Source organism: Bradyrhizobium betae, assembly GCF_008932115.1.
Classification (GTDB): domain Bacteria; phylum Pseudomonadota; class Alphaproteobacteria; order Rhizobiales; family Xanthobacteraceae; genus Bradyrhizobium; species Bradyrhizobium betae.
Map to the genome: position 1 here is coordinate 442,293 of NZ_CP044543.1, position 25,384 is coordinate 467,676.

Here is a 25,384-nt window from a genome sequence, read left to right on the forward strand (position 1 = left end):
CCGACGACGCGATATGCCCCCGCCCACACCGGTTCCGAGCATTGCACGAGCTTTGCTCGCTGATCGTTCGTCACGGGAAAATGCAGCACTGCACACTGCTTCGCCAAAGGGCTGCCTAGGCAGTGCAAAGCTTTCGAATTGTTTAGGATTCTCAGCCGATAGTGCTGTTTACACTCGAACTTGGCGTGTATTATAGAAGCGCGCTGGAACCTTATGATTGGCCCATAATTCGTAACTTTGGGCATGCGAGCCGATATGAAGACATCACGGCCGATCCTCTGGATTCTGATCATCGCGGCCGTGGCCTCCGCGGGCTACTATGGTTGGCAGAAATACGGCTCGCCCGAGAGCGGAAAAGCCCAGACCGCCCAGAAAGGGCCGCCGCGCCCGTCCGCCGTCCCCGTCAGCGTTTCACCGGTCCAGAAGGTCGATTTCCCGGTCTACCTGACCGGCCTCGGCACGGTTGCCGGCTTCAACACCGTACAAGTCCGGACTCGCGTCGACGGGCAGATCGACAAGATCGCCTTCACCGAAGGCCAGATCGCCAAAGAAGGCGAGCTTCTGGCCTCGATCGATCCCCGCCCCTATCAAGCCACGCTCGACCAGGCCAAGGCCAAGAAGTCGCAGGACGAAGCGAATCTGGCCAACGCCAATCTCGAGCTGCAGCGCGCCATGAAGCTCGGCGAATTCGCCACCGCGCAGCGGGTCGATACCCAGCGCTCCACCGTCGCCCAGCTCACCGCGCAGATCGCCGCCGACGAAGCTGCCATCTCCAACGCCCAGACCCAGCTCGACTACACCCAGATCAAGGCGCCGATCACCGGCGTCGCCGGCCTGCGTCTGGTCGACGTCGGCAACATCGTCAACGCATCGACACAGACCGGCATCGTCACGATCTCGCAGGTCGAACCGATCTCGGTGATCTTCACAGCGCCGGAAGACCAGCTGCCCTACATCAGCGAGGGCCAGAAGGCCGGCGTGCTGAGGGTGATCGCCTTCACGACCGACGGGAAAAAGACGCTGGCCGAAGGCAAGCTTGCGGTCATCAACAACCAGGTCGACACGACCAGCGGGACTATTCGGCTCAAGGCGGTGTTCGACAACAAGGACCACGCGCTGTGGCCCGGTCAGTCGGTTTCGACGCGCCTTCTGGTGCGCACCCTGAAGGACGCGACCGTGGTCCCGGACGATGCGGTTCAGCATTCGACCAACGGCCTCTACGCCTACACGGTCAATCAGGACAACAAGGCTGAAGTGCACAAGATCAAGGTCAGCTACGCCATCGACGGTCGTTCGGTCGTCGATGAAGGGCTGACCCCGGGGCAGCAGGTGATCACCGGCGGCCAGTTCAAGGTGCAGCCCGGGAGCCTCGTCTCGACGGCCGTGGCGAGCTCGGATCCAAGCCAGAACAAGGTACGACAGGAATGAACGCGGGCGGGATTTCGGCACCTTTCATCCGTTATCCCATCGGCACCTCGCTGCTGATGGCCGGCATTCTCTTCGTCGGTCTCGTCGCCTATCCCCTGCTGCCGGTCGCGCCGCTGCCGCAGGTGGACTTCCCGACCATCCAGATCACCGCCAATCTGCCGGGCGGCAGCCCCGAGACGATGGCCTCGTCGGTGGCGCAGCCGCTGGAGCGGCAATTCGCCCAGATCCCCGGCATCGCCCAGATGACGTCGACGAGCTATCTGGGTACCGCGTCGATCACCATCCAGTTCGACCTCAACCGCAGCATCGACGGCGCCGCGAACGACGTGCAGGGCGCCATCAACGCCGCCAGCGGCCAGCTGCCGAAGAACCTGCCCTCGCCGCCGACCTACCGCAAGGTCAACCCGGCCGACGCGCCGATCCTGCTGCTGTCGGCAACCTCGGAGACGATGCCGCTGACCAGCGTCAGCGACGCGGTCGACGCCCAGCTCGCCCAGCAGATCAGCCAGCTCTCCGGCGTCGCGCAGGTCTTCATCGGCGGCCAGCAGAAACCCTCGATCCGCATTCAGATCGACCCGGCCAAGCTCGTCGCCAAGGGCCTGTCGCTCGAGGACGTGCGCAGCCAGATCGCGATCACCACGGTCGACAGCCCGAAGGGTAACATCGACGGGCCGAAGCGCGCCTACACGATCTACGCCAACGACCAGCTGACCCAGTCCAAGGACTGGAACGACGTCATCATCGCCTATCGCAACGGCGGTCCGTTGCGGATTCGCGACATCGGCCAGGCGGTCAGCGGCCCCGAGGACGCCAAGCAGGCGGCCTGGGCCAACGGCAAGCGCGGCGTGTTCCTGGTCGTGTTCAAGCAGCCGGGCGCCAACGTCATCGAGACCGTCGACCGGATCAAGGCGACGCTGCCCCGCCTCGTCGCCGCGATCCCGCCCGCGATCAAGATCGAGGTGATCAGCGACCGCACCACGACCATCCGCGCCGCGGTCGAGGACGTCCAGTTCACGCTGCTGCTGACCATCGCCCTCGTGGTCATGGTGATCTTCATCTTCCTGCGCAGCTTCTGGGCGACGGTGATTCCCACCATCACGGTGCCATTGGCGCTGCTCGGCGCGTGCGCCCTGATGTGGGTCTGGGGCTATTCGCTCGACAATCTGTCGCTGATGGCGCTCACGATCGCGGTCGGCTTCGTCGTCGACGACGCCATCGTGATGCTGGAAAACATCACGCGCTACATCGAGGAAGGCGAAACGCCGATGGCCGCGGCCTTCCGGGGCTCGAAGGAAATCGGCTTCACCATCGTCTCGATCAGCATCTCGCTGGTCGCGGTGCTGATCCCGTTGCTGCTGATGGGCGGCATCATCGGCCGGCTGTTCCGCGAATTCGCCGTGGTGCTGGCGATGACGATCTTCGTCTCGATGTTCGTGTCGCTGACGCTGACGCCGATGATGGCCTCGCGCTTCCTGCGCTCGCATGGCGAAGTGACCCACGGCAAGTTCTACCAGTGGAGCGAACGCGGCTTCGACGCGATGCTGCGCGGCTACGAATGGGGCCTGGACCATGCGCTGGCCTGGCGCCGCACCACGCTTGTCATCTTCTTCGCGACCCTGGCCCTGTCGGTCTATCTGTTCGTGCTGATCCCGAAGGGCTTCTTCCCGCAGCAGGACGTCGGCCTGATCACCGCGACCTCGGAAGCCTCGCAGGACATCTCGTTCGCCGAGATGCAGCGCCGCCAGGTCGAGCTCGGCAAGATCGTGCTCGCCGATCCCGACGTCGCGTCGGTGGCGATGAACATCGGCGGCAGCGGCCGTGCCGGCAACAACGGCAACATGTTCATCACGCTGAAGCCGCGTGACCACCGCGATGCGTCCGCGCAGCAGATCATCGCGCGGCTGCGTCCACAGCTCGAGAAGGTATCCGGTGCCCGCCTCTACATGCAGGCGGCGCAGGACGTCCGGCTCGGCGGCCGGCCGACGCGTACGCAATTCGAGTTCACCCTGCAGGACGCCGATCTCACCGAGCTCAACGACTGGGCGCCGAAGATCCTCGCCAAGATGGCGACGCTGCCGCAACTGCGCGACGTCGCCACCGACCAGCAGACCCAGGGCACCACGGTCCAGCTCAAGATCAACCGCGACACCGCGGCGCGCTACGGCATCCAGCCGCAGCTGATCGACGACACGCTCTACGACGCCTTCGGACAGCGCCAGGTCACGCAGTATTTCACCCAGCTCAACACCTACAAGGTGATCCTGGAAATCCTGCCGGAGATGCAGGGCAATCTCGAGAGCCTGAACAAGCTCTATCTGCGCTCGCCGCTGACCGGCGACCAGGTGCCGCTGTCGACGTTCGCGACCTGGAGCACCGATCCGGTCCGGCCGCTCTCGATCAGCCACCAGGGCCAGTTCCCGGCGATCACGATCAGCTTCAACCTCGCGCAGGGCATCGCGCTCGGCCAGGCTACGGAGGCCGTGCAGAAGGCGATGGCCGATCTCGGCGCCCCGCCGACGCTCAATTCGAGCTTCCAGGGCACCGCGCAGGCGTTCCAGCAATCGCTCGGCACCGTGCCGCTGCTGATCCTCGCCGCGCTGGTCGTGGTCTATCTGATCCTCGGCATTCTCTACGAGAGCTACATCCACCCGATCACGATTCTGTCGACCCTGCCCTCGGCCGGCGTCGGCGCGCTCGCGATCCTGATGGCGGCCGGCTTCGAGTTCAGCCTCATTGCCTTGATCGGCGTCATCCTGCTGATCGGCATCGTGAAGAAGAACGGCATCATGATGGTCGACTTCGCCATCGCCGCCGAACGCGACGAGCACAAGACGCCGGAGCAATCGATCCGCCAGGCCGCGCTGCTGCGCTTCCGCCCCATCATGATGACGACGATGGCAGCCCTGCTCGGCGGCGTGCCGCTGATGCTCGGTCACGGCACCGGCGCCGAGATCCGCCAGCCGCTCGGCTACGCCATGGTCGGCGGCCTGATCGTCAGCCAGGCGCTGACGCTGTTCACGACGCCAGTCGTCTATCTCTATCTCGACCAGCTCAACAACTGGTTCTCGGGCTGGGGCCGTTCGGGCGACGGCGAAGGCCACGAGACGCCCGAGCACGGCAGCGTCAAGGAAGCCGCCGAGTAGGCTTGCACCTCGGCGGCCACGACGCTACAGCGAGGCCCCCGGTTCACGCCAACGCGGTTTCGCCATGCCCATGCAATTCCGACTTGTCGCCCTTGCCGCTGCACTGCTGTTGTCGACAGGTGCGGCCCATGCCCAGCAGGGCGCCAGGAAGAATGCTGCGCCCGCCGCACAGCCCGCACCTGCCCCGACGCAGCCGCAGGCTGACGGTGCACCCGCGCAGCAGGCCGGTTGGGTCGCGCGTTGCACCAGCCCCAGCCGCGACGCGCCGCTCGAATGCGCGATCGAGCAGAACGCGGTGCTGACCAAGACCGGCCAGACCATCGTCCTGATCAACATCCGTATCGCGCCCGACACCCGCACGCCGGTGGCGCTGCTGCAATTGCCGCTCGGCCTCAACCTGCCCGTCGGCGCCAAGCTGCAGGTCGACGAGGGCAAGACGGTCGATCTCCAGATCCAGACCTGCGAGAACCGCGGCTGCTACGCCTCGACCCCGATCGCAGCCGACCTGCTCGCGAGCCTGAAGTCAGGCAAGCAGCTGAAGGTCTCTTTCCAGAACATGGCCAAGGAGACCATCGCGATCCCGATGCCGCTGGGCGATTTCGCGGCCGCCTACGACAAGATCAAGTAACGGATACTGTCATCGCCCGCGAAGCGGGCGATCCAGTATTCCACCAGCGCCGGTGATTGGACCGATGGGCCGCGGCGTTCTGGATGCCCCGCCTTCGCGGGGCATGACACCGGTTTACTCCTACTGCCGCGCCATCTGCGCATTGCCGACGGCGTCGCCGTCGAGCTTCTGGTCGTTGTGCATGGTGACCGTGACGCGCAGCAGCCGTCCGGCGAATTCGAACGGCGCCTCGTAATGCGACACCGGGCTGCCGCGGTCTCGGCCGATGTCGAGGCCGGACCACGAGATCAGCGTGTGGAAGCCGAGCTGGGTCTGCAGCGATCCGGCCGGCTCGCCGTCGATCAGCAGCGTGTATTCGGTAATGCCCGTGCGCGAGCCCTGCGCCGGCGGCTCCTTGCGCACCAGACGCTCGACATGCACGCCGAGCCGCCGCGCACCTGACGGCACCTTGCGCTCCGAGCGCACGATCTGATGGCTGCCGCCGATGTTCAGATCGTGCACGAGCTGACCGTCCTTGACGTAGAGGCTGTAGCCCGATGTCGCATCGCCATGCGAGATCAGTACGCCGTCCGCACCTTGCTCGCCGATCTCGACATGCGCCTCGATCGTGTAGCTGCGGCTGCGCACGTCGGGGGCGACGTCGGTCGGCACGTGGCCCATGCCGGCGTGGAAGACGAAATGATGCCGCGCACCGTGGAAGCGCGCGGCGTTTTCGGCAAAGCGCGGCCCGAACCGGTCGTCGAGCGGCAGCACGTTGCGCGTCTCGGCCTCCGCCCACCATGTCGCGATCATCGCGGCCAGACGCTCCGGCTCCTTGGCCGCGAGGTCGTTGGTTTCGGAAAAGTCCTCGTCGAGATGGAACAGCTCCCATTTGTCGCTCTCGAACGGCGTGCCCGACGGATGGAACGTGACTGCCTTCCACCCGTCCTGCCAGAGGCCGCGATGGCCGAACATCTCGAAATATTGCGGTGAGCTCTTCGACGGCGCCGCGGCATTCGCGATCGAGCGCGCAAAGCTCTCGCCCTCCAGCGGCATCTGCGCACAGCCCGCGATCTCGGCGGGCGCCGCGATGCCGATCAGTTCGAGCAAAGTCGGCGCAAGGTCGCAGGCGTGGACGAACTGGTGCCGCAACTCGCCCTGGCCTGCGATCTTCTTCGGCCAGTTGATGACGAAGGGATCGCGGATGCCGCCGCCATGGGTGTTCTGCTTGTAGCGCCGCAGCGGCGTGTTCGAGGCCATCGCCCAGCCATGCGGAAAATTGCTGTGCGTGTCGGGCCCGCCGATCTCGTCGATGCGGGCAAGCTTCTCCGCGATCGGCTCCGGCTTGAAGTTGAACGGCCCCATCGCATTGACGAAGCCGAGCGGCCCGCCCTCCTGGCTCGCGCCATTGTCGGACATCACGATGATCACCGTGTTGTCGCGGATGCCGGCGGTTTCCAGGAACGCGACCAGCCGGGCCAGATGCCGGTCGGAATGATCGAGCATGCCGGCGAAGGCCGCCTGCAGGCGCGTGAAGACGCGCCGCTCGTCGGCCGAATGCTCCTCCCAGGCCTTCACGCCGTCGTTGCGCGGCGGCATCCGCGTATCCGGCGGCACCAGCCCCAGCACCTTCTGGCGCGCCAGCCGCTGCTCGCGCTCGACGTCCCAGCCGTGCGCGAAGGAGGCATCGTAGCTGCGGATGATATCCATCGGCGCCTGGTGCGGCGCGTGGCAGGCCCCGAGCGCGACCCAGGTCAGCCAGGGCACGTCGGGGCGATCGGCGACATGATCGCCGATGAAGCGGATCGACTGGTCGATCAGGTCCTCGGTCAGATGATAGCCGTCGGCGTAGCTGCCCGGAGGATTGATATGCGTGTTGTCCGAGACGAGCTCCGGCGCATATTGGTCGGTCTCGGCGTCGAGGAAGCCGTAGAACCGATCGAAGCCGCGCCCGAGCGGCCAGCCGTCGAACGGACCGGTGGCTCCGCTCTCGGTCAGCGGCGTGACGTGCCATTTCCCGATCATGTAGTTGCGATAGCCGTGCACGCGCAGCATCTCCGCGAGCGTCCCCGCCTCGCGCGCGATCTTGCCGCGGTAGCCGGGATAACCGGAATCGAAATTGGCGAGACACCCGACCCCGACCGAATGATGATTGCGTCCGGTGAGCAGCGCCGCGCGCGTCGTCGAGCACATCGCCGTGGTGTGGAAACCGCTGTAGCGCAGGCCTTCCGCGGCGAGCCTGTCGATAGACGGCGTCCTGATCGCCGAGCCGTAGCAGCCGAAATCGGAGAAGCCGACATCGTCGAACAGCACGACCAGAATGTTCGGCGCGCCCTCCGGCGGCCTCGCCGCCTCCGGCCACCAGGGCTTCGACTCCGCAACCGTCCTGCCGACGGTGCCGCGAAACGGCGTGCCGCTGCCTGCGCTCATCTGCTCCTCCCTGTTTGCCGCGTGAACCGCACGGTTGACCCGCGGCCCGTTCGCGCTTAAATTATAATCAGAATTATGATTATGATTTAACACGGATGCAAGCGCTGATGCGGTCCTCGCCGGACGATGCCGGGTTTCGCGATTTCGAGCTGCCGGGCGTCGCCCCGTCGCGGCAGAAGCGCAGCCGGGAGACGACACTGGCACTGCTGCGCGCCGGCGCCGACATGCTGCGAACGCGGAGCCTTGCCGAACTGTCGATCGAGGTGCTCTGCACCGAGGTCGGCGCCACCGTCGGCGCTTTCTACAGCCGGTTCGAGAGCAAAGAGGCCTATTTCAACGCGCTGATGGCGCTGGCTGCGCGCGACGGCGAGCAACGGCTCGGCGAGATCAGGTCACCGTCACCGGATACAAGCCTCGACAAGCTCTGCACCATCATCGTCAGCGGCATCATCGCCTGGATGCGCAACCACGAGGGCGTGCTGCGCGCCGCGCTCCAGCACGACGACACCCGCCCGGACACATGGTCGCCGTTCAAGGCGCTGGCAAAAGCGTCCACGATGCGCGCCACTCCGTTCCTGCTGCCGGCCATGGGCAAGGGCCGCAAGGCCGCCAAGACCCGCACCATCGCGTTCGGCTTTCAGGTTGTGCTGGGCACGCTGGTGAACGCGATCCTCAACGATCCCGGCCCGCTGTCGCTCTCGTCGAAAGAGATGGAGACGCGGCTCGCCGGCTGTCTTTTATCGCTGCTCCGAGCGGAAGCCGATCAGTCCACCCCGAGATAAGCCTTCTGCACCTGCGGGTCATCCGCCAGCGCCGCAGCCGTGCCGGACAGCACGCTCTTGCCGACCTGGAGCACGGTGGCGAAATCCGACACCTCCAGCGCCAGCTCGATCGACTGCTCGGCGAGCAGGATGGTCAGGCCCTCGCGATGCAGGCGGCCGAAGGTCTCGTACATGGACTCGACCACCGCCGGCGCAAGGCCGAGCGACGGCTCGTCGAGCATCAGGAGCTTCGGATCGCTCATCAGCGCGCGGCCGACCGCCAGCATCTGCCGCTCGCCGCCGGACATGGTGCCGGCACGCTGGTTGCGACGCTCCTTCAGGCGCGGGAAGAACTCGTAGACGCGCTCGAGCAGCGTGGACTGGCGCGACTTGTCATGCAGCGGCGTGGCGCCGAGCATGAGGTTGTTCTCGACGCTCTGCTGCACGAACAGCCGCCAGCCCTCCGGCGACAGCGCCAGACCCTTGCGCACGATGGAAAAGGCCTTCTGGCCCGCAATGTCCTCGCCGCGAAAGCTGATCGAGCCGGAATGCACGGGAATGAGACCGGCGATCGCGTTCAGCGTCGTGGTCTTGCCGCCGCCATTGGAGCCGAGCAGCGCGACGACGCTGCCCTCCGGCACCTCCAGCGAGACGTCGGAGACACCGATGAGGTCGCCGTAGCGCACTTCGAGGTGCTCGATTCTGAGAAGCGCTCCGCTCATAGGTCCGGCCCGCCCATCAGCTCGACCGGCGTATGGCCGGCGGCCGCCTTGGCCGCGCGCTTGCCGAGATAAGCCTCGATCACCGCGGGGTTGGAGGTGACGTCGCGCGGCGAGCCGCGGGCGATCTCTTTGCCCTGGTGGAACACCATCACGCGGCTCGCCAGCGACATGATCACTTCCATGATGTGCTCGACGATGACCAGCGTGATGCCCGAGCGGTGAATGTCACGCACGAGATCGATCGCGAGCTTCACCTCATGCGCGTTGAGTCCGGCCATGGCTTCGTCGAGCAGCAGCACCTTCGGCTCGGTCGCGAGCGCGCGCGCGATCTCCAGCCGCTTTCGGCCGGGCGTGCCGAGCGAGCGCGCCGGCGCATCCGCAAGCCTGATCATGCCGACACGTTCCAGCACGGCGCGTGCTTTTGTCTCAGCCTCCTTGCGATGCGAGGTGCGGAGGAACGCGCCGATCATGACGTTTTCCAGCACCGTCATGCCCTCGAAGGTCTGCGGCACCTGGAAGGTGCGGGCGAGCCCGAGGCCCGCGCGCTGCTCCGGCGTAAAGTCGGTGATATCGCTCCCTTCGAACAGCACGCGTCCCGACGTCGTCTTGAGGTCGCCGGTGAGACAATTGAAGAAGGTGGATTTTCCGGCGCCGTTCGGCCCGATCAGGCCGAGGATGTCGCCCTGCTCCAGCGTCGCGGAGGCATCGTCCACCGCCTTGAAGCTGCCGAATGCCTTGGTGATCCCGCGCGCCTCAAGGAGCATGGCCGGCTCCCGTGTCGGTGTTCGGCTTGCTGCGGCGCGTGAACAGTGCCAGCAGGCCGCCCGGCTGGAAGCGCGCGATCAGCACGATGATCGCGCCATAGAGCACGAAGGTGAGCCCGGCGCCCTTGCCGCCGAGCCAGCTGTTGGAGATCTCCTCCAGTGGCACGAGGATCGCGGCTCCCACCAGCGGCCCGAACAGCAGCCCTGCCCCGCCGAGCGCCGCCATGATCAGGATTTTCACCGAAATCAGGATGCCGAGCCCGGACTCGGGATCGACGAAGCCGAACATCATCGCATAGAGCGCGCCGGCCACGCTCGTGAGCGCTGCACTCAGCATGTAGGCGTAGAGTTTCGTGCGTGCGGCCGGAGCACCCAGCGAACGCGCGGCACGCTCGGAATCCTTGATCGCCCGCAGATAAAATCCCATCCGGCTGTTGGTCATCCACCACGTAACGAGCAGTGTGATCACGAGCACCGCGAGGAACAGATAGTAGTACGGCAGCGACGACAGGAACGAGAGATCGAAGACGTTGCGTGGCACGGTCGGTCCGGAAAGGCCGACCGCCGCGCCAAGCCATTCGGTGTTGGTCACGATCAGCCGGACCGTCTCGGCGACCGCGATGGTCGCCATGCTGAAATAATGGCCTGACAGCCGCAGCGTCGGAACGCCGATGATCGCGGCGAGCCCCACCGCCAGCGCGATGCCGCCGGGAATGCCGAACAGCGGCGACAGGCCGAATTTGGCGTAGGAGGCCATCGCGGCATAGGCGCCGCAGCCGAAGAACACGACATGGCCGACCGACACCTGCCCGGCATAGCCGCCGACGATGTTCCAGGCGGACGCAGCGATGGCATAGAGCAGCACCAGCGCGCCGAGCCGCTGCTGGAACGGCGAGGACAGCAGCAGCGGATAGGCGATCGCCAGCGCTGCGACCACCGAGAGCCAGATCAGGCGCCGCATCACATCTTCCTCATCAGGTCTTGCCCATCAAGCCCTGCGGCCGGAACCAGAGGAAGAGCAGGAACAGCACATAGACGACGATGTCCTTGTAGACCGCGCCGATCAAATAGCCTGACAGCGACTCGATCACACCAATCAACAGGCCTGCGACGAGCGCTCCCGGCACGCTGCCGAAGCCGCCGAGCGACACCGTGACGAAGGCGACGATGCCGAGCGTCTCGCCGACCGTCGGCACGATGTAGAAGAAGTTCGCGATCAGCGCGCCGGCAAGGCCGGTGGCGCCCGCCGCGATGCCCCACGCGATCGCCTGCATGGTGTCTGGCCTTATGCCCATGAGCTGCGCGGCGGTCTGATCCTCCGCCACCGCCAGCATCTTCGAGCCGAGCGAGGTGCGCGTCAGGAGCAGATGCAGGCCCAGCGTCACCAGCAGCGCGACCACGCCGGCCAGCAGTCGCGAGGCCTCGATGCGCAGGCCGGCAAACGCATAGGTGCCGCCGACGATGTTCGGCGGCATCGACAGGAAATTGGCGCCGAACCACCAGAACACGGAATAGCGCAGCAGCAGCGCGAGCCCGAAGGTGCCGAGGATCTGCGCCAGCATCGGCCCCTTCATGATGTCGCGGATCAGGGCGAAATAGACCACGACGCCGACGGTCGCGAGCACCAGCGTCGCCAGCGGCGCACCGAGGAGCGGCCCTCCCCCCATCAGCGTGTAGACGACATAAGCGACGTACATGCCGAGCATGACGAAATCGCCATGGGCGAAATTGACGATGTTCATCATGCCCCACACCAGTGTGAGGCCCGAGGAAAACAGGGCGTAGACGGCGCCAAGCAGAAGCCCGCCGACGATCACCTGCACGAGGACAAAGGACATGAGCTGCGTTGCTCTGATCAAATCACCCACGGAAAGGCGGGACGCGCGGTCCCGCCCTCAAGCAACCTTACCAGCCCTTGTAGGGCAGCATCGGCGCCTTTTCGGCGTTGGTCTTCGGCCACACCGAGACGTAGTTCTCGCCGTCCTGGAGCTGGATGATGGCGCCTGAGGCGAGGACGTTCTGGCCCTTGTCATCGAACTTCACGCCCTTGTAGCCGATCATCAATTGTTCGGGCTTCAGGTCTGTCGCCTTCAGCGCGGCCTGGATCTTGGCGGGTTCGATCGAGCCGGCGCGGTCGATGGCTTCGGCCAGCACGAAGAAGCCCTGCATCTGCCGGGCGACCGTGTCGTCCATTTCCTCGCCGCTCTTCTTCTTGTACATGTCGGCGATAACAGCGGATGCCGAACCCGACGGGCCCACGACCCAGGAGGAGCGGTTGAAGACGCCCTGCGAGATCTTGCCGACCGCCTTGGTGAAGGAGGGATCGGAGTAGCCGGCATCGTCGGCCAGCAGCACGGCCGGCTTGTAGTCGAGCGACTGCATGGTCTTGGCGAACAGTATCGCGTCCGACGTGTAGCTGATCATGATGACGACGTCGGGCTTCTTGTCCTTGAGCTGGAGCACCTGGCCCTGCACGTCGGTCGCGTTGACGGGATAAGCGACGTCGAGCGCGATCGGCTGGCCCTTGTCCTTGAAAGCGCCCGCAATCGTGTTGGCGACCGAGCTGCCGTATTCGGTGTTGTCGTGAACCAGCGCGACGCTGTCGGTCTTGGCACCCTGCGCCTTGATGTCGGCGAGGAAGTCGACATAGATCCTGGCGAAGTCGGTGGCGATCGGCGTGGTGCGGAAGAACCATTTGAAGCCGCGCTCGGTGAGATTGGCGGCGACCGATTCGGAGTTCAGGAAGGGAACGCCGTATTTCTCGGCGATCGCGCTCGTGGTCAGCGTGACTCCGGACTGATAGGAGCCGAACAATGCGGCCACCTTATCTTCCGTGATCAGGCGCAGCGCCTGGTTCTGGCCGGTCGCCGGGTTGCCCTGGTTGTCGGCGATCACCACCTCGACCTTGGCGCCGCCGAGGCCGGCAAGCCCTGCGTTCTTCGCCAGCGTGAAATTGCCGAGTTCCGGATGCGCGTTGTTGATGATGTCGGTGGCGACCTCGATCGCCGCCTTGGCATGCGCGCCGATCGAGGCGGTGCCGCCGGACATCGGCAGGATCACGCCGATCTTGACGACCTTGTCCTGGGCGTGCGCGTTCGGGCCGAGCGCAAGGGACATAGCGGCCGCGCAAAGCAGCCCGGTGACGTGCTTCAAATTCATGAAATCAGACCTCCCAAAGGGTTTCCCCGACCAAGGTTTTTCGGAAGCTGTGACTGGCGCCCGCTTCCGCTTGTTTATGCCTGGCTGACCCTAGGATGGCATGCCATCTGGATACCGGCAAGGTGAAACGGACTTGCACAATGCCGCACAAGGATGCAGTGACCGCCGCGGCATGCGCGGCGTTCTATCTGGCGTCGCTTGGCGCGAGAAGGACAACTGCTGCGGCTACGAGATCTTGTGTTGCCCGTCGGGCAAAACACCCAAGCGATCGGTCAACCCGCGCTGCCAAAAATATTCGCCTTTACAGAATTTCGGAATAGGCGGATATTGCGCGCACTCCGGCCCAAGGAAGAGGGGCGTATCGCGATCGTCACGAACGCGGGCAGGACGGCGGTGGACGTGGGCCACATCGGTGCGACGGTGATCGCAGGGCGGGAAACCGTGAGCGAGGCACATCGCACGCACGACCGGTGTGATCTGCGTACGGCAAAATCGTGTGGTCCTGGCGCCCGCAGGCTGGCGTCAAGCGTTGCGGTGATGTGGCGGCCCGACCGGGCGCGCGCATCGTCAGTCGCAAGGCGACGGGGGCAAGAGTGCATCGCTCCCCGGGGAGAGCGCGACATAAGCCGTCAAGCCACTGCGCAGGGAAGGCCGGATGTTTTGGCTACACCTGTATGCCGCTGTGCAAATTCTTGTTGCCACCTTTCGCACAGTGGACCGTGGGTGCCAGCCGGCACCCGGTCTTCCCTGCGCCCTCTTTCATTTTGGGGCAAGGCGATGAAGCAAAGCTCGGGCAAAACAAGCCGCGAGGCTGCGAAGGCGTGTCTAACGCTTCAGAAGTCGAATGCTGCGACGAGCACTTGCCCATCACCGTCACCCCCGCGCAACGGCGTAGCCGTTGTCGCTGGAGGTGCTCGCCTCTTCGGCGAGCCTCGAAGGGCGACGGCCCGGCTGCATCTCGGCCGTTCATCCTTCGAGGCTCCCGGCGCGATGCTTGGCATCGCGCCACTCGCACCTCAGGATGACGGAATGGGCATTGTCGCCGCGGCGAGATTCTGGCTGCGCTCGCAAGGCCGATGTGGAAACAGTTGCGCCCGATACCGCAGTCTCGTGCCCCGGACGCTGCGCAGCGCTACTTCAGCGGTGCGCTGCAGAGCCGGGGCCCATCCATCAGCGCGTTGCGCCGCCTCCTGGGTCCCGACTCGACGCAGCGCTCGTTGCGATCATGAGGTACGGTCCGCGCCGGCTCGATCCGTACATGGTGTTTGGGGGCACTCCTGACCCGTCTCTTTTGGATACCGAGGACGACGGGGTGCTTGCGACGGCGTTCGCGGCGCGCCGACGTGCAGGTCACGGACAACCTGTCCGACTTCGCGGCTGCGGATTGCGAAACGTTTGCAACGTCGGTTGTCAGGCGACCAGACGGAACGAAGCGTCAGCTGTCGTGCCAGATCCACACTCGACCCGACGGACAAACGCTCATGGTCGTCCATCCCGCCGATTTCGCGCACTGGATCGAGCGTCGTTTTGAGATATCTCCCGCCTCCCTCAAGACGACGTTCGATCGAGGCGCGCCCGAGCCGAAGAAGCGCGGCTGATCGTCTCTGCTGCTCTGCTGCGCGTAAAGTTGCAGCATCACGACGTGGCGAGAGTCTCCGTAATGCTGCGTCAGCGAAGTGGTGATGGCGGCCTATCGACGCCTAAGCGAGCCTGTCGTTCGCCTCGCCAGTTCATGCGCTCTCGCTTCGCGACAAGACCGGGCGCGGTGACGGCCGGACCGGACTCGAAATTCGCCGTGTCGTTTCGCGTTCGATCTGAGTCGTTTGCGTTCGATCCGAGTCTGGACCGCAGCTTTGCGTGCTGGCGGGCCGCGCGCCGAGCTGAGCATACTGCGTCGTGCGGCCGCAGCTCATTCGCCGAGGACTTTGCTCCAGCGCAAGCTCCTGGCTGTCGCCGTCCTCCTATCTACGAGCAAAGAAACTCTTCGGAGAAAGTCCAGTGATCTTTCCGACCAAGTCGCTCATTCCCGCCGTCGTCGCACTCGGGTTTGTCATGGGCCTCCCTGCCCTCGCTGCTGGACCGCACGCGCATGACGGACCCGCCGCGACAATCCAGCTCCAGCTAAACCACGGCAAGAAGTGGCCGACGGATGACGCCCTGCGCCGCGGCATGGGCGAAATCCGTGTCGCTATGGCGCAATCGCTGACGCCCATTCACGACAATGCGTTCACGCCTGCGCAATATGAGGCCCTGGCGACGCGTGTCCAGGCGCAGATCGACTATGTGGTCGGAAACTGCAAGCTGCCCGAACAGGCCGACCAGCAACTTCATCTTGTCCTCGAGCAGATCATCGACGGCGCGGCCGATATGAAGACAGGGGCCGGTCGCAATCAAGGGGCCATGAAAGTTGTGCGGGCGCTCGCTCAGTACGGCAAGTATTTCGACCATGCCGGTTGGCAACCGCTGGAACATTAAACTTTCGATAGCCGATGGCTTGCGGCGGACGCGGCGCCCGCCGCCGCCAATTGTCACGAAGGTGATGCACGAGCTGACGCTGTCAATCGGCCTGCTGGACGCCGATCCCCCGGCTTAGGGGGTCAATATTGCAGGCCGAATGACAGTCTCCGGAAACGTCTTGAAGACGTTCAGAAGCGTCGCGTCGTTCGACAGTGAAGGAAGATGGACCATAAGTCGTTCCCGTGGCCGGCTGATGCGACGAGCTTATCGCTGAATTGAATGCCGAACTATTCGGCTGCGAAATGGGCGCGGTTGGCCACCCAGGAGAACATCCGGCTGCCGAAGAGGCTGCCGAGGCCGACGAACATGACCCCGGTACCAATGTTGAACATGAGGATCATCAGGGTCGCGTCGCCGGTATGGAAGAGAGACAGGGCCGTTGCTGTGATCGCCGCCACCGAAAGGCTTCCCATCAACGTCACGGCTGTCGGGCGGAGCGGCGCCGCGTAGCGCAGCATGACCAGCAGGGCAAGCGACAGCGGCAAGCTGGTCAGCACCAGCGTCGCGAAGCAGCGTACCGCTTCACCCATGCCGACGCCGTTCGGGCCGAACGACACCCATTCTCCCAGACACTGATAGCCAATGTTGGATAGCCACATCAGCACGGCCGGCACGGGAAGCAGGAGCCAAAGCCGCGAGCGATCCGGCAAACTGACTAGAAATGCGGCGACTGCTGCGAGCACGCCCGTGAGGATCGAGCCTACCATTCCGGCCGCGAAGGTCGGCTGCTGGAGCCGCTGAACAAGGTCGGGACGGATACCCTGACTGACGGCAAGAAGCGTCACGACCAGGGCCGCCAGCAGCAGCCAGCCGAGCGCCCGGATCACGGGTGGCCGCAGGCGCCGCACCGGCTTCATGTTCGCCGAGAGCGATTCGATGAGATCGGGTGTCGCGATCATGACTAGCTCCGATCGCCCAACATCTTCCGCAAACTCTTTACGGCTCGATGGACGTTGACCTTAAGGGACGCAATTGACATTCCACTTACTATTGAGGCCTCCTTCAACGACATCTCCTTCAGCTTTAGAAGCTGGATTGCCTGTCGTTGCATGGGCGGTAGATCGTCGATCGCCCTCTCCAACTCTTTCCGGTCCGGCCCCTCATCGAAGTTCGCTCGATGGTCCGAAAAGGTTTCATGCTCCGGCGTAAGAGGCGTTTCGCGATTGCGTCTCCGCCCTTGGCTGCGCAGTCTATCGATGAAGCGGCGGTTCGCGATGGTCACCAGCCACGGACCGAACGGTCGCGTCGGATCGTAGGTGCGCCGGATGGCGTGAACGGTCAACAATATGTCCTGCACAGCGTCTTCAATGTCCTGGGGGGCGCGGTGCCTGCGCGTAGCAAGGGCTCGAAGATACGGTGCAATTTCCTCCAGGAGCCGACGATAGGCCGCCCTGTCCCCGTCTTGGGCCCTGGCCATCAGGATCGCCCAGTCCGGATCGCGCATTGCGGGCTGCTGGATGCCCGTACCTGTGGTACCGCCCTTTTCGACGAGCCTCAAGGGAGGGCGCATGCCCGGATCGCCCGTCATTCGCAAGCTCCGCGATGGCCCCGATCAGGTCCGTCAATGCCGCATTCGACCGGCAACCTCATCAATCGCCTCCGTACATAAGCCGGGAACCGCGCAACGACCACAGTAATCTGTCCATCGACAGAGCACCCGGACCCACCGCCATGAGGCCGATCGCCAACGCCGCCCAGGGAAGATGGAAGTTCGCCCAGCCTTCGGGCACGGTAAGCTGAATGATGCCCGTCATGACCAGGAGCGCGAGCGCACTGAAACGCGTCGCAAATCCCAAGATCAACAAGACGGGCAACACGATCTCGGCCACGCCGTCGAAGTACGCGAACAGGGTCGGGAAAGGGAAGTCGTAAGCCTGGCCGAACAGGTGCAGCTTAAACTCCTCCTCGAACAGGAAGGCCGCGGCCGGCGAGAGGGAGAGGAAGCCATCCCACTTGGTCAGTCCTGACCTGAAGAACGGCAGAGCCAAGGCGATCCGGAGCACCAGAGGCGCGACGATGAGGGCGATGTGGCCAAGCCATTCGCTTAGTTGCGTCACCCCATCGACGAGGATCGCGGTGCTGGCGTGGCGGTTCATATCAGTTTTGGTGTTGGTCATGAGGCAAGCCTGTAGCCGATCAGCGCACCCACCCGGATCAGGTCCGACAGATTCGCCGAGAGATCGAAGGCGGGGTCGCAATCCACCGCCGTTTTGAGCGCCGCGAGCACTGATTGTCCGTCGCCGAGCGCCTGGATGAAATCGACGCTTCCGTGGGGGACAAATCTCACCTCGACATCGATCGTCGGCCGAAGGACGAGCACGTCCTCGCCGCCCGCTTCGAGGTCTACCGGCGCGGGTACGCCACCGTCGATATTCATGCGCCAGATCGACAACGCCGGGAACCGAGAGCGTATGGTACGCACCGACGGATGGAGAGCCAGGCTCATCGAAGGTAGCTGGTCGGGGCGAACCTCCGAAAGTGCATCGGCGTCGATCGGCGAAACGTCGGCGGCGTGATAGGCTTCGGACCAAGCACGCTCGATGCGGGCTACGTCGGCCAGATAGGGTAGGACGGCAGCCGGTTCGAACCGCCCGATGAAATCGGGAAAGCCCGCCCCGTAGTCAAACATCATCGGAGAACGGGGAGGCTCGATCGCAACGTAGGCGCGCGCCATGGCCTGGAAAAAATCGGACCCGACGATCCGCTGCACCGCCGGAAAAGCGTCCTTCAAGGTCCCCACAAGCCCGAGCACCACGTTGTTGCGGTAGACGGAAAACCGCCTCACGCTTTCCTCGCGATCCGGTCCGACCACCCCTGCGGGAACGGGCAGACCGGCATCCATGATCGCCGCGGCGAAGACCCGCTGTTTCTCAGCAAGCGATGGCATGGCGCGTCACCTCATGGCTTGAAGACATCACGACCTCGGCACGAAGCGCCTCCCCTTGGAGGACCGCCCAAGGCGGCACGTCGGCATCCCACTCGATAAGGGTCGGCACCGGACCGATACGTCGCACGGCGAGCGCGTAGAGCTTCCACACCATTTGATCGACGAGCCGATCGTGCGTGTCGATGAGGAGCGGCCGCTTCTTCTCATCCAACTCGCGTTTGTGACCAGCCAGATGAATTTCACGGACGTGAGCGAGCGGATAGGATTCAATGTACCCGACGGGGTCCCACTGCTGATTGGTCGACGCGACGTAGACGTTGTTGACGTCGAGCAGCAGTCCGCACCCGGTGCGTCGGACGACCTCGGCGATGAAGTCAATTTCGGAATAGGTGCTCTCGAGGAAAGCCACGTAGGTCGACGGATTTTCCAACAGCATCTGGCACCCCAAGACGCCTTGCACCCGATCGATGTGCTCGATGACGCGCGCGAGCGTCTCGGCGGTGTAGGGGACCGGCAAGAGGTCGTTCAGGAACCCGGTGTCGTGCGACGACCAGGCGAGATGCTCGGAAAAAAGGCCCGGTCTGTAGCGTCTAACAAGCTCCTTAAGCCGGCTCAAGTGTCCTTCGTCGAGCGGACGATCCGCTCCGATCGAGAGACCTACGCCGTGCAGCGACAGCGGATAACGCTCGCGGACGGCCGATAGGTAGTGATGAGGTGGACCGCCCGCCCCCATGTAGTTTTCTGCATGAACCTCGAAGAAGCCGACGTCCGGAGTCGTCTCGATGATCGTGCGGTAGTGCTCTGCCTTGAGACCGACTCCCCCGCGAGGTGGAATCGGGTCTTGTTGCGACAAATACGACACGGGCGTCTCCCGAAAAGGATTGTGGCGGGCCGTCGCGCGGCCCGCCCGCGATGAGCGCGATCAGGCCTTCGGCGTGAGGCTGCCCGCTCCCTTCGGCGTGTTCATGGTCGTGCAGGTGCCCTTGGGTTCGAGCTTGAACGCGTTGCCCTGATAGTCCACGTTGCTGGTTCCGGCGCAGGTCGTGCCGGCACCTGCGTAACAGTCGTTCTGCCCCTTCAGCGCGACGCCGTAGCACTTCTCCATCTTGCCGCCTTCCATGGCCTTCATGACCTTGGCTTGCTGCTCCTTCATCATCTTTTCCTTGTCCGCCATGCTTTGCGCGTGGGCGGATGTGGCGAGTGAGCCGATGACCACGGCAAAAGCGCCGGCGACCATTGCATTGAGCGTGCGATTGGACATCTATCGTTCTCCGTGTTCGTGATGACACTGCGAAATACGCAGTCGCCTCCTGGGAGGGCCGATCGCCCGCCCTGACAGAAGTTCGTCGCACGGGCTGAAAGGTTACCTTCTTCGCGAAGTCCCAACCCATACTCCGTTCCCTTGCCGTCGCTCGACCGGTACGCCATCGCCGTCTGCGGCTACTTCCTGAGCGTGGCGGACTCGGCGATTTTCCCGAAGATTTCGTCCAGCTCGGCGGCGATTCCTTTGAGCTCGCTTGGTTGCTGTTCGTAAGGCGCGAACACGGTGGTGGCCTTCTTGTAGGACAAAGTTGCGGTCCCGTCGGCATTTTCCGTCACGTAGAAGCGGATCGGAGCCTCGATGCCGGCGGCGACGTTCGCGGCCAGCATCCGTCGGGCGAAATCGTTGCGGAAGACGCCGTAAACCTTGTTGCCGGGAATCTGAAATCCCGCGGCCTTCGCGCCGTCGGACGCGCTGGCCGAAGTGACCAGGCCCATACCTTGGTCCTTCACGGCCGTCTCGAGCCGACCCGTCAGCTCCGAAAACGAATAGGTCGTATCGATCACGACCCATCCTTCTCGGGCGCCGACCGTACCGCCCATGACGGAGGACATCGCGGAAAGGGAGACGAAGAGGACTGCAAGGACGTAGCGCATATTCGAACTGCTCCTATTGCGAAATCCGTAAAGGTCGTCGGCCGGTTTCGCCGCTTGCTAAGCTTGAAAGCCCATTAGATCTGGCCGTCGAGCCACTCGATGTGACGTTCGAGCGATATGTCGATCGACGATGTGATCTCGAGGCGCCGATCCTCGAATACGTCGATGCCGGGATGCAACGAACGCCAGCGTTCGACGGTGGTATCGCGTTCGTGAAGGAGCCGCTCGATATGGGGCCTGAACAGGACCATCATCGCCGTGATCCAACGGTTGAGCGTCTGAGAGCCCGCGGCCGCGTCCAGGGAGAACGCGTTCAGCATCGCGACAACGTCCGGGGCCGCGTACCAAGTCTCCGCAGTCACCCACCTGTTTGTCGTGAACAGTCGCTCGGGCATTGCCCTCGGCGTGAGCGAGATGGCGACAACATGAGACATCTTGCCGCCATCTCCCGCGTCGGGCGCGCCGCCATGCAACTTTGCGGGCCGAACGCCTACCGGCATTCCGGCGGCGCCCATGAAAATGTGAAAATGTGCGAAGTCTGGCGCATCCCGGCCGTCGGGAGCGTGGGCATGAAGGAAGTACTGCGCGTGCGTCTCCGGATCTCGCACGTCGTCAGGCGGATAGTGTTCCCACTCGACGAACCCTTCGCTGCCGTGCAGCGCCTCCATGACGAGATTGCTCCTGGCCTCGTGGAGTTCGCGCATGCAATCGACCACGGTCTCAGCGGCGGCCGCCATGCGCGACAGCGCCTCCCGCGGGAGACCGGACGGGTCGGAAGCGAGCATGTCAGTCGCAGCGAGACGAGCCATCTTGGTTACCTACCCAGTCCATCCACAGTGAACAACGGCCGGAGACGGCGTCATGCGAGATGCCCGCCGTCTCCTCCATCGGTGCCCGGTCTCAGCGCAGGGCTACTTCTTCATTGCGCAAGGATTCTTCGCTGCACAGGGGTTCGCCTTGGGCGCACAGGGATTTGCCTTGCACGGGTTCGCAGCCCGTTTGGCCGACTTGTGCTTGGGCGCGCAGGGGTTAGAACCGGCCGCTGCGGGGACCGGCGTTGCAGCGACCATGCCGGTGACGGCGGCAATTGTACCGAGGGTTTGCAGCGACTTTTTGAGCGTAGACATCCCGTATCTCCTTGGGTTGAAATTTCGACGGCTTCACAAGCGCGTCGTCACGTTCACCAGCCAGTCGGGCATGGCGGCCGTCAGGGAGGCTTCGACAATCTTGTCGAGGCCCGTAAGCACGAAGAGTCCGATGCCGAAGAAGGCAGCTCCCATCAGCGGCTTTCCGATGCGCGATGCGCGCGCCATCCAGTCCCTCCGCGCCAAGATCGCCTGGCGAGAGCCGTAGGCGAGCAGGAGGATCGGCGTCGCCGCCCCCAGCGCGAAAGCCGACATGGTGGCGGCAGCCTTGCCGAGATCGTCGCCCTGAGCCGCCAGACCGATGGCCGCGCCGAGCGTCGGCCCAGAGCACGGCGACCAGATCACGCCGAGTACGGCGCCTAGAGCGAACTGCCCTAGGATGCCGGACGGTTGAAGCCGATCGAGCAAGACCTGGCCTTTGCCGGCCACCGGAGAAGCCATGGAAGCCACCCTGCCCTGCAGCGCGGGCACCAGCAGAACGACGCCAGCCGCACCCATGAGAGCCGCGATGGCGAGCCGTAGCGTCCCGGGGTCTATGCCGACGCTGAAGCCGAACGCAGCAATCACGATTCCGACCCCGGCGAAGGACGCCGCCAAGCCCGCGGCGAGTGCCACCGGACCCCAGAGATGCCGTTCGAGCGCGCCAAACAGCACGATCGGGAGGATCGGAAGCACGCATGGCGACAATGTCGACAGCGCGCCGGCGGCATAGCCGAGCGCGAGATTTGCAGACATCTCAGAACGCCTTCGCCACCAGCGCGCGCAGCGGCGCGGGATCGGTCTCGCCGGTCGACCGCGCGACTTCCTTCGATCCCTTGAACACGATCAGGGTGCTCTGATACTGCACGCGGAACTGCTTCAGGACGTCCTTGGCCGTATCGAAGTCGACTTCGTAGACGACGAGGTCGGGACGCTCTTTCTCGATCGCCTGAACGATGGGCCGCTGCTGCTTGCAGGTCGGGCACCACGGCGCGGAGACGTCGACGAGAATGGACTTGCCTGCCGCCTGAGAAGCCTGAAAGGCCTTGGCGTCGTAAGGCTGGCCCGCCCACGCAACGGATGCCAACGAAAGGAGCCCCGTGGCCAGTGCCGCCCTGAAGATGTTCGCGAACATGATTGTCTTCCCCATGTTGGAAGTTGCTGTTCCGTCCCGCCGTTCAGGTTCGTCCCTGCGAGCGAAAGGTTACGTCGCGATAAAAAAAGATCGTTCGTGCTCTCCCAAGCGTCTCGAACTAGTGGTGGGCGAGGGCAGCACTCGAAAGGACAAAGAATGACTGATCTCGTTCCTCTCTTTCCCCGCCAACCGGCTCCGCCGTTGCGTGTCGATCTCGCAGGCGGCAACCAGTTCGATCTTGCGTCAGAGAAGCCGACGAACTTCACCCTCATCGTCTTCTACCGCGGCCTCCACTGTCCGATCTGCAAGGGTCAACTCAAGGACCTCGAATCCAAGCTCGACGACTTCGAGAAGCGTGGCGTCTCGGTGGTGGCAATATCGACGGACACGAAGGAGCGTGCCGAGCAGACCATGCAGACCTGGGGGCTGTCGCGGCTTCGCCTCGGCTACGGTCTGGGTCTTGCCGCGGCCCGCCACTGGGGGCTCTACGTTTCCTCGGGACACGGAAAGACGTCCGCTGGCGTCGAGGAGCCGGCGTTGTTTTCTGAGCCTGCGCTCTACCTGTTGCGTCGGGACGGCACCCTGTATTTCGGCAGCGTGCAGACGATGCCGTTCGCGCGCCCGCACCTTGGAGATATCCTGACGGCCATCGACTTCGTGGTGAAGAGCGGCTACCCGGCGCGCGGTGAGATTACGGAGTTGTCACAGGATGATGAGCGCCAACGGCAGCAGGTATCTTAAGCGGCAGGACACGGGCGCTTTCCGTGAGATCGAGTTAGCGCCCGTTCGCGCGATCGTCAACGCAGAGTGACCTACTGACAATCGAGCGCATTGTTGACCACCGCGTTCTCGGATACGGCGCAGACGACGACCGTCAGCTCTTGCTCAGATACCCGATCAGATCGTCCGCTGCGGGAGACGACCAATCGGCATCACCAGGCATGTAGCCGACGACCGATCCCGAACTTGAGATCGCGTACGTTATCGGCATTCCGTAAAGCGAGAACGGCGCGTTCTTAGCGTTGTCGCGGTTCGAGTGCGCTACGTAGCCGTTGGGATCAAGAAAGATCGGAAGCGCCTTCAGATCAAGCAGCTTGACGAAGCGGACGACCGCGTCGCGGGGCCCTTATCTTCCGAAACGGCCGCAACATGAACCGTGTCCCGCCAGCGGCCGCGATACAGTCTGTCGAGCGCGGGTAACTCCATCCGGCAGGCCGCGCACCACGAAGCCCAGAAATTCAAAAGGATCGGCTTGCCTCGCAGCGAGGCGAGATCGGTCGTTCCCCCTTCGAGACGGAAGAGCCGGAGAGGCGCCAACGCCTCCCGCGGGCGCAGGATCGTGAATTGGTAGCGTCCGGATTCGAAGTTTGGAACATCGTCGTCCGCAGCGGCGCCCGCCAACGGCGAGACCACCGCAGCCGCTGTACCAACGAGAGCCTGCAGTACGATGTCACGGCGCGAAGCGAGCTTCGCCCGGTCCGGACGTCCGTCAGCGTCCATCGTCAAGCGATCTCCTCGACCAAGAGCGCCGGCGACGAACGAGGAACCGCGGGCCGAAAGGCGATGAACGGCAACAGTGGATTGGGCAACCAGTACATCCATCCGATGAAGGGCTCTCCCCTATCATCGGGAAGTCGCAGGTCGAGCCAAACGTACAGGAACTTGTAGATGCAAAGACCCGGAACCCAGTTCGGCTTGAGCCGCGAAGTCTTCACATATTTTCGGCGGATGTAGAGATTGCCCTCGAAGGGAGTTATGCCGAGAAACCCAATCGGCCCTTCGGCGATCACCTCTCCGCTCGACCGGTGCGTGATCCGGACGGACGTCTGCTTCTTGGATGGCATGGCCGCTCTCCTTGTTCCGCAGTTCGTTGCATACCTTGAAAGGTTACGGAACTTGCGACCGACAAGAACGGCCGAAACGCGAGGCCGCGCGCCTACCCGCGAAAAAGTGTTTCGATCAGCGGACAATCCGACCGCGTATCGTCCGCGCACTGCGCCACTACGTCCCTCAGAACCCGCTCCATCCGCCTTAGATCGGCGATCTTCGCTCGCACGTCATTGAGGTGAGCGACGGCAACTGCGCTCGCTTCGGCACATGGCCGATCGCGCTCGTCTACGAGGCGAAGGAGTTCTCGGATTTCATCGAGCGGAAATCCGAGTTGGCGCGCCCGCAGCACGAAACGGAGGCGACGTTCGTGCGTCGCATCGTAGGTGCGATAGCCGCCTGCCGTCCGTGGCGGTGCTGGCAACAGTCCGACCTTCTCATAATAACGTACGGTCTCCAGGTTGGAGCCCGTTCGTCGTGCAAGCTCGGCCCGCTGGAGACCCTTCACCACAGCGTGACTGCGCACCATTCCAACTTCCCTTGACCCTGTAGCCGCTACAGACCGCACATTACGCCGTGCTTCGGATTTGGACAAGGAGGCGAAGCGGAGATGGACGCATCACGATCAGGGACGGCAAGCGTTGCGCCGACGACGGCAGAGAACGAAGGCGGTGGGCAGAAACGGCAGCGCTTGGTCGCCGCGGGCAGCATCCTCGGGGCGCTTCACATTCGCGTCGACAACATGTACTGCGCCGCGTGCCCTCATATCGTGAAGTCGTCCATGGCGGCCGTGCCCGGCGTCTCGACTGTAACCGTTTCCTTTACGGCCAAGACTGCAACGGTGACTTTCGACGACGCGAAGGCAACGACGGATACCATCGCGGCCGCGAGCATGAACGCAGGCTACCCGGCGCAGGCGAAGCAATAAGGCGGTTGAAGCCAACGTTTCGCTCTGACGCGCTT

27 protein-coding genes are annotated in these 25,384 nt (G+C 64.0%); 8 read left to right on the forward strand and 19 right to left on the reverse strand.

From position 1 onward, the window contains the following. Nucleotides 1-255: 255 nt before the first annotated feature. The 3 genes from F8237_RS02310 to F8237_RS02320 all read left to right on the forward strand — a co-directional run bounded on the left by F8237_RS02310 (nt 256) and on the right by F8237_RS02320 (nt 5,199). On the forward strand, nt 256-1,428 hold the full coding sequence (locus tag F8237_RS02310; RefSeq protein ID WP_151642216.1) for an efflux RND transporter periplasmic adaptor subunit: 1,173 nt from the start codon (nt 256-258) through the stop codon (nt 1,426-1,428). Next, complete coding sequence (locus F8237_RS02315; RefSeq protein ID WP_151642217.1) at nt 1,425-4,571, forward strand: efflux RND transporter permease subunit; 3,147 nt, start codon at nt 1,425-1,427, stop codon at nt 4,569-4,571. Before F8237_RS02310 ends, F8237_RS02315 begins: the two co-directional genes overlap by 4 nt. 64 nt (nt 4,572-4,635) lie before the next feature. Then, nucleotides 4,636-5,199, forward strand: a complete 564-nt coding sequence (locus F8237_RS02320) for an invasion associated locus B family protein (RefSeq protein ID WP_162005840.1) — start codon at nt 4,636-4,638, stop codon at nt 5,197-5,199. A 120-nt stretch (nt 5,200-5,319) separates the two neighbouring features. Here the strand turns inward: F8237_RS02320 and F8237_RS02325 are convergent, their stop codons facing one another. After that, nucleotides 5,320-7,608, reverse strand: a complete 2,289-nt coding sequence (locus F8237_RS02325) for an arylsulfatase (protein ID WP_151642219.1) — start codon at nt 7,606-7,608, stop codon at nt 5,320-5,322. A 107-nt stretch (nt 7,609-7,715) separates the two neighbouring features. Here F8237_RS02325 and F8237_RS02330 point away from each other — a divergent pair, with 107 nt between their 5' ends. Continuing rightward, complete coding sequence (locus tag F8237_RS02330) at nt 7,716-8,390, forward strand: TetR/AcrR family transcriptional regulator (protein ID WP_162005841.1); 675 nt, start codon at nt 7,716-7,718, stop codon at nt 8,388-8,390. On the opposite strand, the gene F8237_RS02335 is transcribed toward F8237_RS02330, so the two are convergent. From F8237_RS02335 to F8237_RS02355, 5 genes are all read right to left on the reverse strand, one after another. Then, the gene (locus F8237_RS02335; RefSeq protein ID WP_151642221.1) at nt 8,372-9,091 is read right to left on the reverse strand and encodes an ABC transporter ATP-binding protein; all 720 of its coding nucleotides are present in this window, start codon (nt 9,089-9,091) and stop codon (nt 8,372-8,374) included. The two genes, F8237_RS02330 and F8237_RS02335, sit on opposite strands and share 19 nt — an antisense overlap. Beyond that, on the reverse strand, nt 9,088-9,855 hold the full coding sequence (locus F8237_RS02340; protein ID WP_151642222.1) for an ABC transporter ATP-binding protein: 768 nt from the start codon (nt 9,853-9,855) through the stop codon (nt 9,088-9,090). Before F8237_RS02340 ends, F8237_RS02335 begins: the two co-directional genes overlap by 4 nt. Further along, complete coding sequence (locus tag F8237_RS02345; RefSeq protein ID WP_151642223.1) at nt 9,845-10,816, reverse strand: branched-chain amino acid ABC transporter permease; 972 nt, start codon at nt 10,814-10,816, stop codon at nt 9,845-9,847. The genes F8237_RS02340 and F8237_RS02345 overlap by 11 nt, the downstream gene beginning before the upstream one ends. Before the next feature lie 13 nt (nt 10,817-10,829). After that, on the reverse strand, nt 10,830-11,693 hold the full coding sequence (locus F8237_RS02350) for a branched-chain amino acid ABC transporter permease (RefSeq protein ID WP_015686818.1): 864 nt from the start codon (nt 11,691-11,693) through the stop codon (nt 10,830-10,832). A gap of 67 nt (nt 11,694-11,760) precedes the next feature. After that, nucleotides 11,761-13,014, reverse strand: a complete 1,254-nt coding sequence (locus F8237_RS02355; RefSeq protein ID WP_151642224.1) for an ABC transporter substrate-binding protein — start codon at nt 13,012-13,014, stop codon at nt 11,761-11,763. A 1,343-nt stretch (nt 13,015-14,357) separates the two neighbouring features. On the opposite strand from F8237_RS02355, the gene F8237_RS02365 reads away from it, so the two are divergent. Then, nucleotides 14,358-14,612, forward strand: a complete 255-nt coding sequence (locus tag F8237_RS02365; protein WP_151642225.1) for a hypothetical protein — start codon at nt 14,358-14,360, stop codon at nt 14,610-14,612. A 400-nt stretch (nt 14,613-15,012) separates the two neighbouring features. Then, entirely contained in the window at nt 15,013-15,489 is a 477-nt protein-coding gene (locus F8237_RS02370) for a hypothetical protein (protein ID WP_244626064.1), read from the forward strand. Nucleotides 15,490-15,758: 269 nt separating this feature from the next. Here F8237_RS02370 and F8237_RS02375 read toward each other — a convergent pair whose 3' ends face one another. From F8237_RS02375 to F8237_RS02425, 10 genes are all read right to left on the reverse strand, one after another. Beyond that, entirely contained in the window at nt 15,759-16,430 is a 672-nt protein-coding gene (locus F8237_RS02375) for an NrsF family protein (RefSeq protein WP_151642226.1), read from the reverse strand. A 2-nt stretch (nt 16,431-16,432) separates the two neighbouring features. Continuing rightward, a complete protein-coding gene (locus F8237_RS02380) occupies nt 16,433-17,059 on the reverse strand; it encodes a sigma-70 family RNA polymerase sigma factor (RefSeq protein ID WP_151642227.1) in 627 nt (208 codons plus the stop codon). Between the two features lie 61 nt (nt 17,060-17,120). After that, nucleotides 17,121-17,627, reverse strand: coding sequence for a DoxX family protein (locus F8237_RS02385; RefSeq protein WP_151650433.1), 507 nt, complete (start codon nt 17,625-17,627; stop codon nt 17,121-17,123). Between the two features lie 17 nt (nt 17,628-17,644). Then, nucleotides 17,645-18,418 (reverse strand): HvfC/BufC N-terminal domain-containing protein, encoded by a 774-nt coding sequence (locus F8237_RS02390; protein WP_151642228.1) that lies wholly within the window; start codon nt 18,416-18,418, stop codon nt 17,645-17,647. Further along, nucleotides 18,402-19,280: an MNIO family bufferin maturase gene (bufB, locus tag F8237_RS02395; RefSeq protein ID WP_151642229.1), complete on the reverse strand. Its 879-nt coding sequence runs from the start codon at nt 19,278-19,280 to the stop codon at nt 18,402-18,404. The genes F8237_RS02390 and bufB overlap by 17 nt, the downstream gene beginning before the upstream one ends. Before the next feature lie 60 nt (nt 19,281-19,340). Continuing rightward, the gene (locus F8237_RS02400) at nt 19,341-19,679 is read right to left on the reverse strand and encodes a BufA1 family periplasmic bufferin-type metallophore (RefSeq protein WP_151642230.1); all 339 of its coding nucleotides are present in this window, start codon (nt 19,677-19,679) and stop codon (nt 19,341-19,343) included. A gap of 179 nt (nt 19,680-19,858) precedes the next feature. Further along, on the reverse strand, nt 19,859-20,281 hold the full coding sequence (locus tag F8237_RS02405) for a DUF302 domain-containing protein (protein ID WP_244626065.1): 423 nt from the start codon (nt 20,279-20,281) through the stop codon (nt 19,859-19,861). Between the two features lie 128 nt (nt 20,282-20,409). After that, the gene (locus F8237_RS02410) at nt 20,410-21,120 is read right to left on the reverse strand and encodes a DUF6969 family protein (RefSeq protein WP_151642232.1); all 711 of its coding nucleotides are present in this window, start codon (nt 21,118-21,120) and stop codon (nt 20,410-20,412) included. A 375-nt stretch (nt 21,121-21,495) separates the two neighbouring features. Further along, the gene (locus tag F8237_RS02420) at nt 21,496-22,215 is read right to left on the reverse strand and encodes a cytochrome c biogenesis CcdA family protein (protein ID WP_151642234.1); all 720 of its coding nucleotides are present in this window, start codon (nt 22,213-22,215) and stop codon (nt 21,496-21,498) included. A gap of 1 nt (nt 22,216) precedes the next feature. Next, nucleotides 22,217-22,594: a thioredoxin family protein gene (locus F8237_RS02425; protein ID WP_201280176.1), complete on the reverse strand. Its 378-nt coding sequence runs from the start codon at nt 22,592-22,594 to the stop codon at nt 22,217-22,219. A 156-nt stretch (nt 22,595-22,750) separates the two neighbouring features. Here F8237_RS02425 and F8237_RS02430 point away from each other — a divergent pair, with 156 nt between their 5' ends. Further along, nucleotides 22,751-23,335: a peroxiredoxin-like family protein gene (locus F8237_RS02430; protein ID WP_151642236.1), complete on the forward strand. Its 585-nt coding sequence runs from the start codon at nt 22,751-22,753 to the stop codon at nt 23,333-23,335. 339 nt (nt 23,336-23,674) lie between these two features. Here F8237_RS02430 and F8237_RS02435 read toward each other — a convergent pair whose 3' ends face one another. The 3 genes from F8237_RS02435 to F8237_RS02445 all read right to left on the reverse strand — a co-directional run bounded on the left by F8237_RS02435 (nt 23,675) and on the right by F8237_RS02445 (nt 24,947). Further along, nucleotides 23,675-24,094 (reverse strand): TlpA disulfide reductase family protein, encoded by a 420-nt coding sequence (locus F8237_RS02435; protein WP_244626170.1) that lies wholly within the window; start codon nt 24,092-24,094, stop codon nt 23,675-23,677. 2 nt (nt 24,095-24,096) lie between these two features. Next, nucleotides 24,097-24,438, reverse strand: coding sequence for a hypothetical protein (locus tag F8237_RS02440; RefSeq protein ID WP_151642238.1), 342 nt, complete (start codon nt 24,436-24,438; stop codon nt 24,097-24,099). A 92-nt stretch (nt 24,439-24,530) separates the two neighbouring features. Next, nucleotides 24,531-24,947 carry a MerR family transcriptional regulator gene (locus tag F8237_RS02445; RefSeq protein ID WP_151650434.1) on the reverse strand — a complete coding sequence of 139 codons (417 nt, stop codon included), beginning with the start codon at nt 24,945-24,947 and terminating at the stop codon, nt 24,531-24,533. An 84-nt stretch (nt 24,948-25,031) separates the two neighbouring features. Between F8237_RS02445 and F8237_RS02450 the strand changes: the two genes are divergently transcribed. Then, nucleotides 25,032-25,349, forward strand: coding sequence for a heavy-metal-associated domain-containing protein (locus F8237_RS02450; RefSeq protein WP_151642239.1), 318 nt, complete (start codon nt 25,032-25,034; stop codon nt 25,347-25,349). The last annotated feature ends 35 nt before the right edge of the window (nt 25,350-25,384 follow it).

What these genes read in the sequence shown, in the direction of transcription:
- F8237_RS02425 (WP_201280176.1), bottom strand. Translation starts at nt 22,594, where the DNA reads ATGTTCGCGAACATCTTCAGGGCGGCACTGGCCACGGGGCTCCTTTCG.
- F8237_RS02310 (WP_151642216.1), top strand. Translation starts at nt 256, where the DNA reads ATGAAGACATCACGGCCGATCCTCTGGATTCTGATCATCGCGGCCGTG.
- F8237_RS02340 (WP_151642222.1), bottom strand. Translation starts at nt 9,855, where the DNA reads ATGCTCCTTGAGGCGCGCGGGATCACCAAGGCATTCGGCAGCTTCAAG.
- F8237_RS02325 (WP_151642219.1), bottom strand. Translation starts at nt 7,608, where the DNA reads ATGAGCGCAGGCAGCGGCACGCCGTTTCGCGGCACCGTCGGCAGGACG.
- F8237_RS02405 (WP_244626065.1), bottom strand. Translation starts at nt 20,281, where the DNA reads ATGGGCGGTACGGTCGGCGCCCGAGAAGGATGGGTCGTGATCGATACG.
- F8237_RS02375 (WP_151642226.1), bottom strand. Translation starts at nt 16,430, where the DNA reads ATGATCGCGACACCCGATCTCATCGAATCGCTCTCGGCGAACATGAAG.
- F8237_RS02315 (WP_151642217.1), top strand. Translation starts at nt 1,425, where the DNA reads ATGAACGCGGGCGGGATTTCGGCACCTTTCATCCGTTATCCCATCGGC.
- F8237_RS02390 (WP_151642228.1), bottom strand. Translation starts at nt 18,418, where the DNA reads ATGCCATCGCTTGCTGAGAAACAGCGGGTCTTCGCCGCGGCGATCATG.
- F8237_RS02380 (WP_151642227.1), bottom strand. Translation starts at nt 17,059, where the DNA reads ATGACGGGCGATCCGGGCATGCGCCCTCCCTTGAGGCTCGTCGAAAAG.
- F8237_RS02320 (WP_162005840.1), top strand. Translation starts at nt 4,636, where the DNA reads ATGCCCATGCAATTCCGACTTGTCGCCCTTGCCGCTGCACTGCTGTTG.
- F8237_RS02410 (WP_151642232.1), bottom strand. Translation starts at nt 21,120, where the DNA reads ATGCTCGCTTCCGACCCGTCCGGTCTCCCGCGGGAGGCGCTGTCGCGC.
- F8237_RS02430 (WP_151642236.1), top strand. Translation starts at nt 22,751, where the DNA reads ATGACTGATCTCGTTCCTCTCTTTCCCCGCCAACCGGCTCCGCCGTTG.
- F8237_RS02355 (WP_151642224.1), bottom strand. Translation starts at nt 13,014, where the DNA reads ATGAATTTGAAGCACGTCACCGGGCTGCTTTGCGCGGCCGCTATGTCC.
- F8237_RS02385 (WP_151650433.1), bottom strand. Translation starts at nt 17,627, where the DNA reads ATGAACCGCCACGCCAGCACCGCGATCCTCGTCGATGGGGTGACGCAA.
- F8237_RS02450 (WP_151642239.1), top strand. Translation starts at nt 25,032, where the DNA reads ATGGACGCATCACGATCAGGGACGGCAAGCGTTGCGCCGACGACGGCA.
- F8237_RS02345 (WP_151642223.1), bottom strand. Translation starts at nt 10,816, where the DNA reads ATGCGGCGCCTGATCTGGCTCTCGGTGGTCGCAGCGCTGGCGATCGCC.
- F8237_RS02335 (WP_151642221.1), bottom strand. Translation starts at nt 9,091, where the DNA reads ATGAGCGGAGCGCTTCTCAGAATCGAGCACCTCGAAGTGCGCTACGGC.
- F8237_RS02420 (WP_151642234.1), bottom strand. Translation starts at nt 22,215, where the DNA reads ATGTCTGCAAATCTCGCGCTCGGCTATGCCGCCGGCGCGCTGTCGACA.
- F8237_RS02435 (WP_244626170.1), bottom strand. Translation starts at nt 24,094, where the DNA reads ATGGACGCTGACGGACGTCCGGACCGGGCGAAGCTCGCTTCGCGCCGT.
- F8237_RS02330 (WP_162005841.1), top strand. Translation starts at nt 7,716, where the DNA reads ATGCGGTCCTCGCCGGACGATGCCGGGTTTCGCGATTTCGAGCTGCCG.
- F8237_RS02350 (WP_015686818.1), bottom strand. Translation starts at nt 11,693, where the DNA reads ATGTCCTTTGTCCTCGTGCAGGTGATCGTCGGCGGGCTTCTGCTTGGC.
- F8237_RS02440 (WP_151642238.1), bottom strand. Translation starts at nt 24,438, where the DNA reads ATGCCATCCAAGAAGCAGACGTCCGTCCGGATCACGCACCGGTCGAGC.
- F8237_RS02400 (WP_151642230.1), bottom strand. Translation starts at nt 19,679, where the DNA reads ATGTCCAATCGCACGCTCAATGCAATGGTCGCCGGCGCTTTTGCCGTG.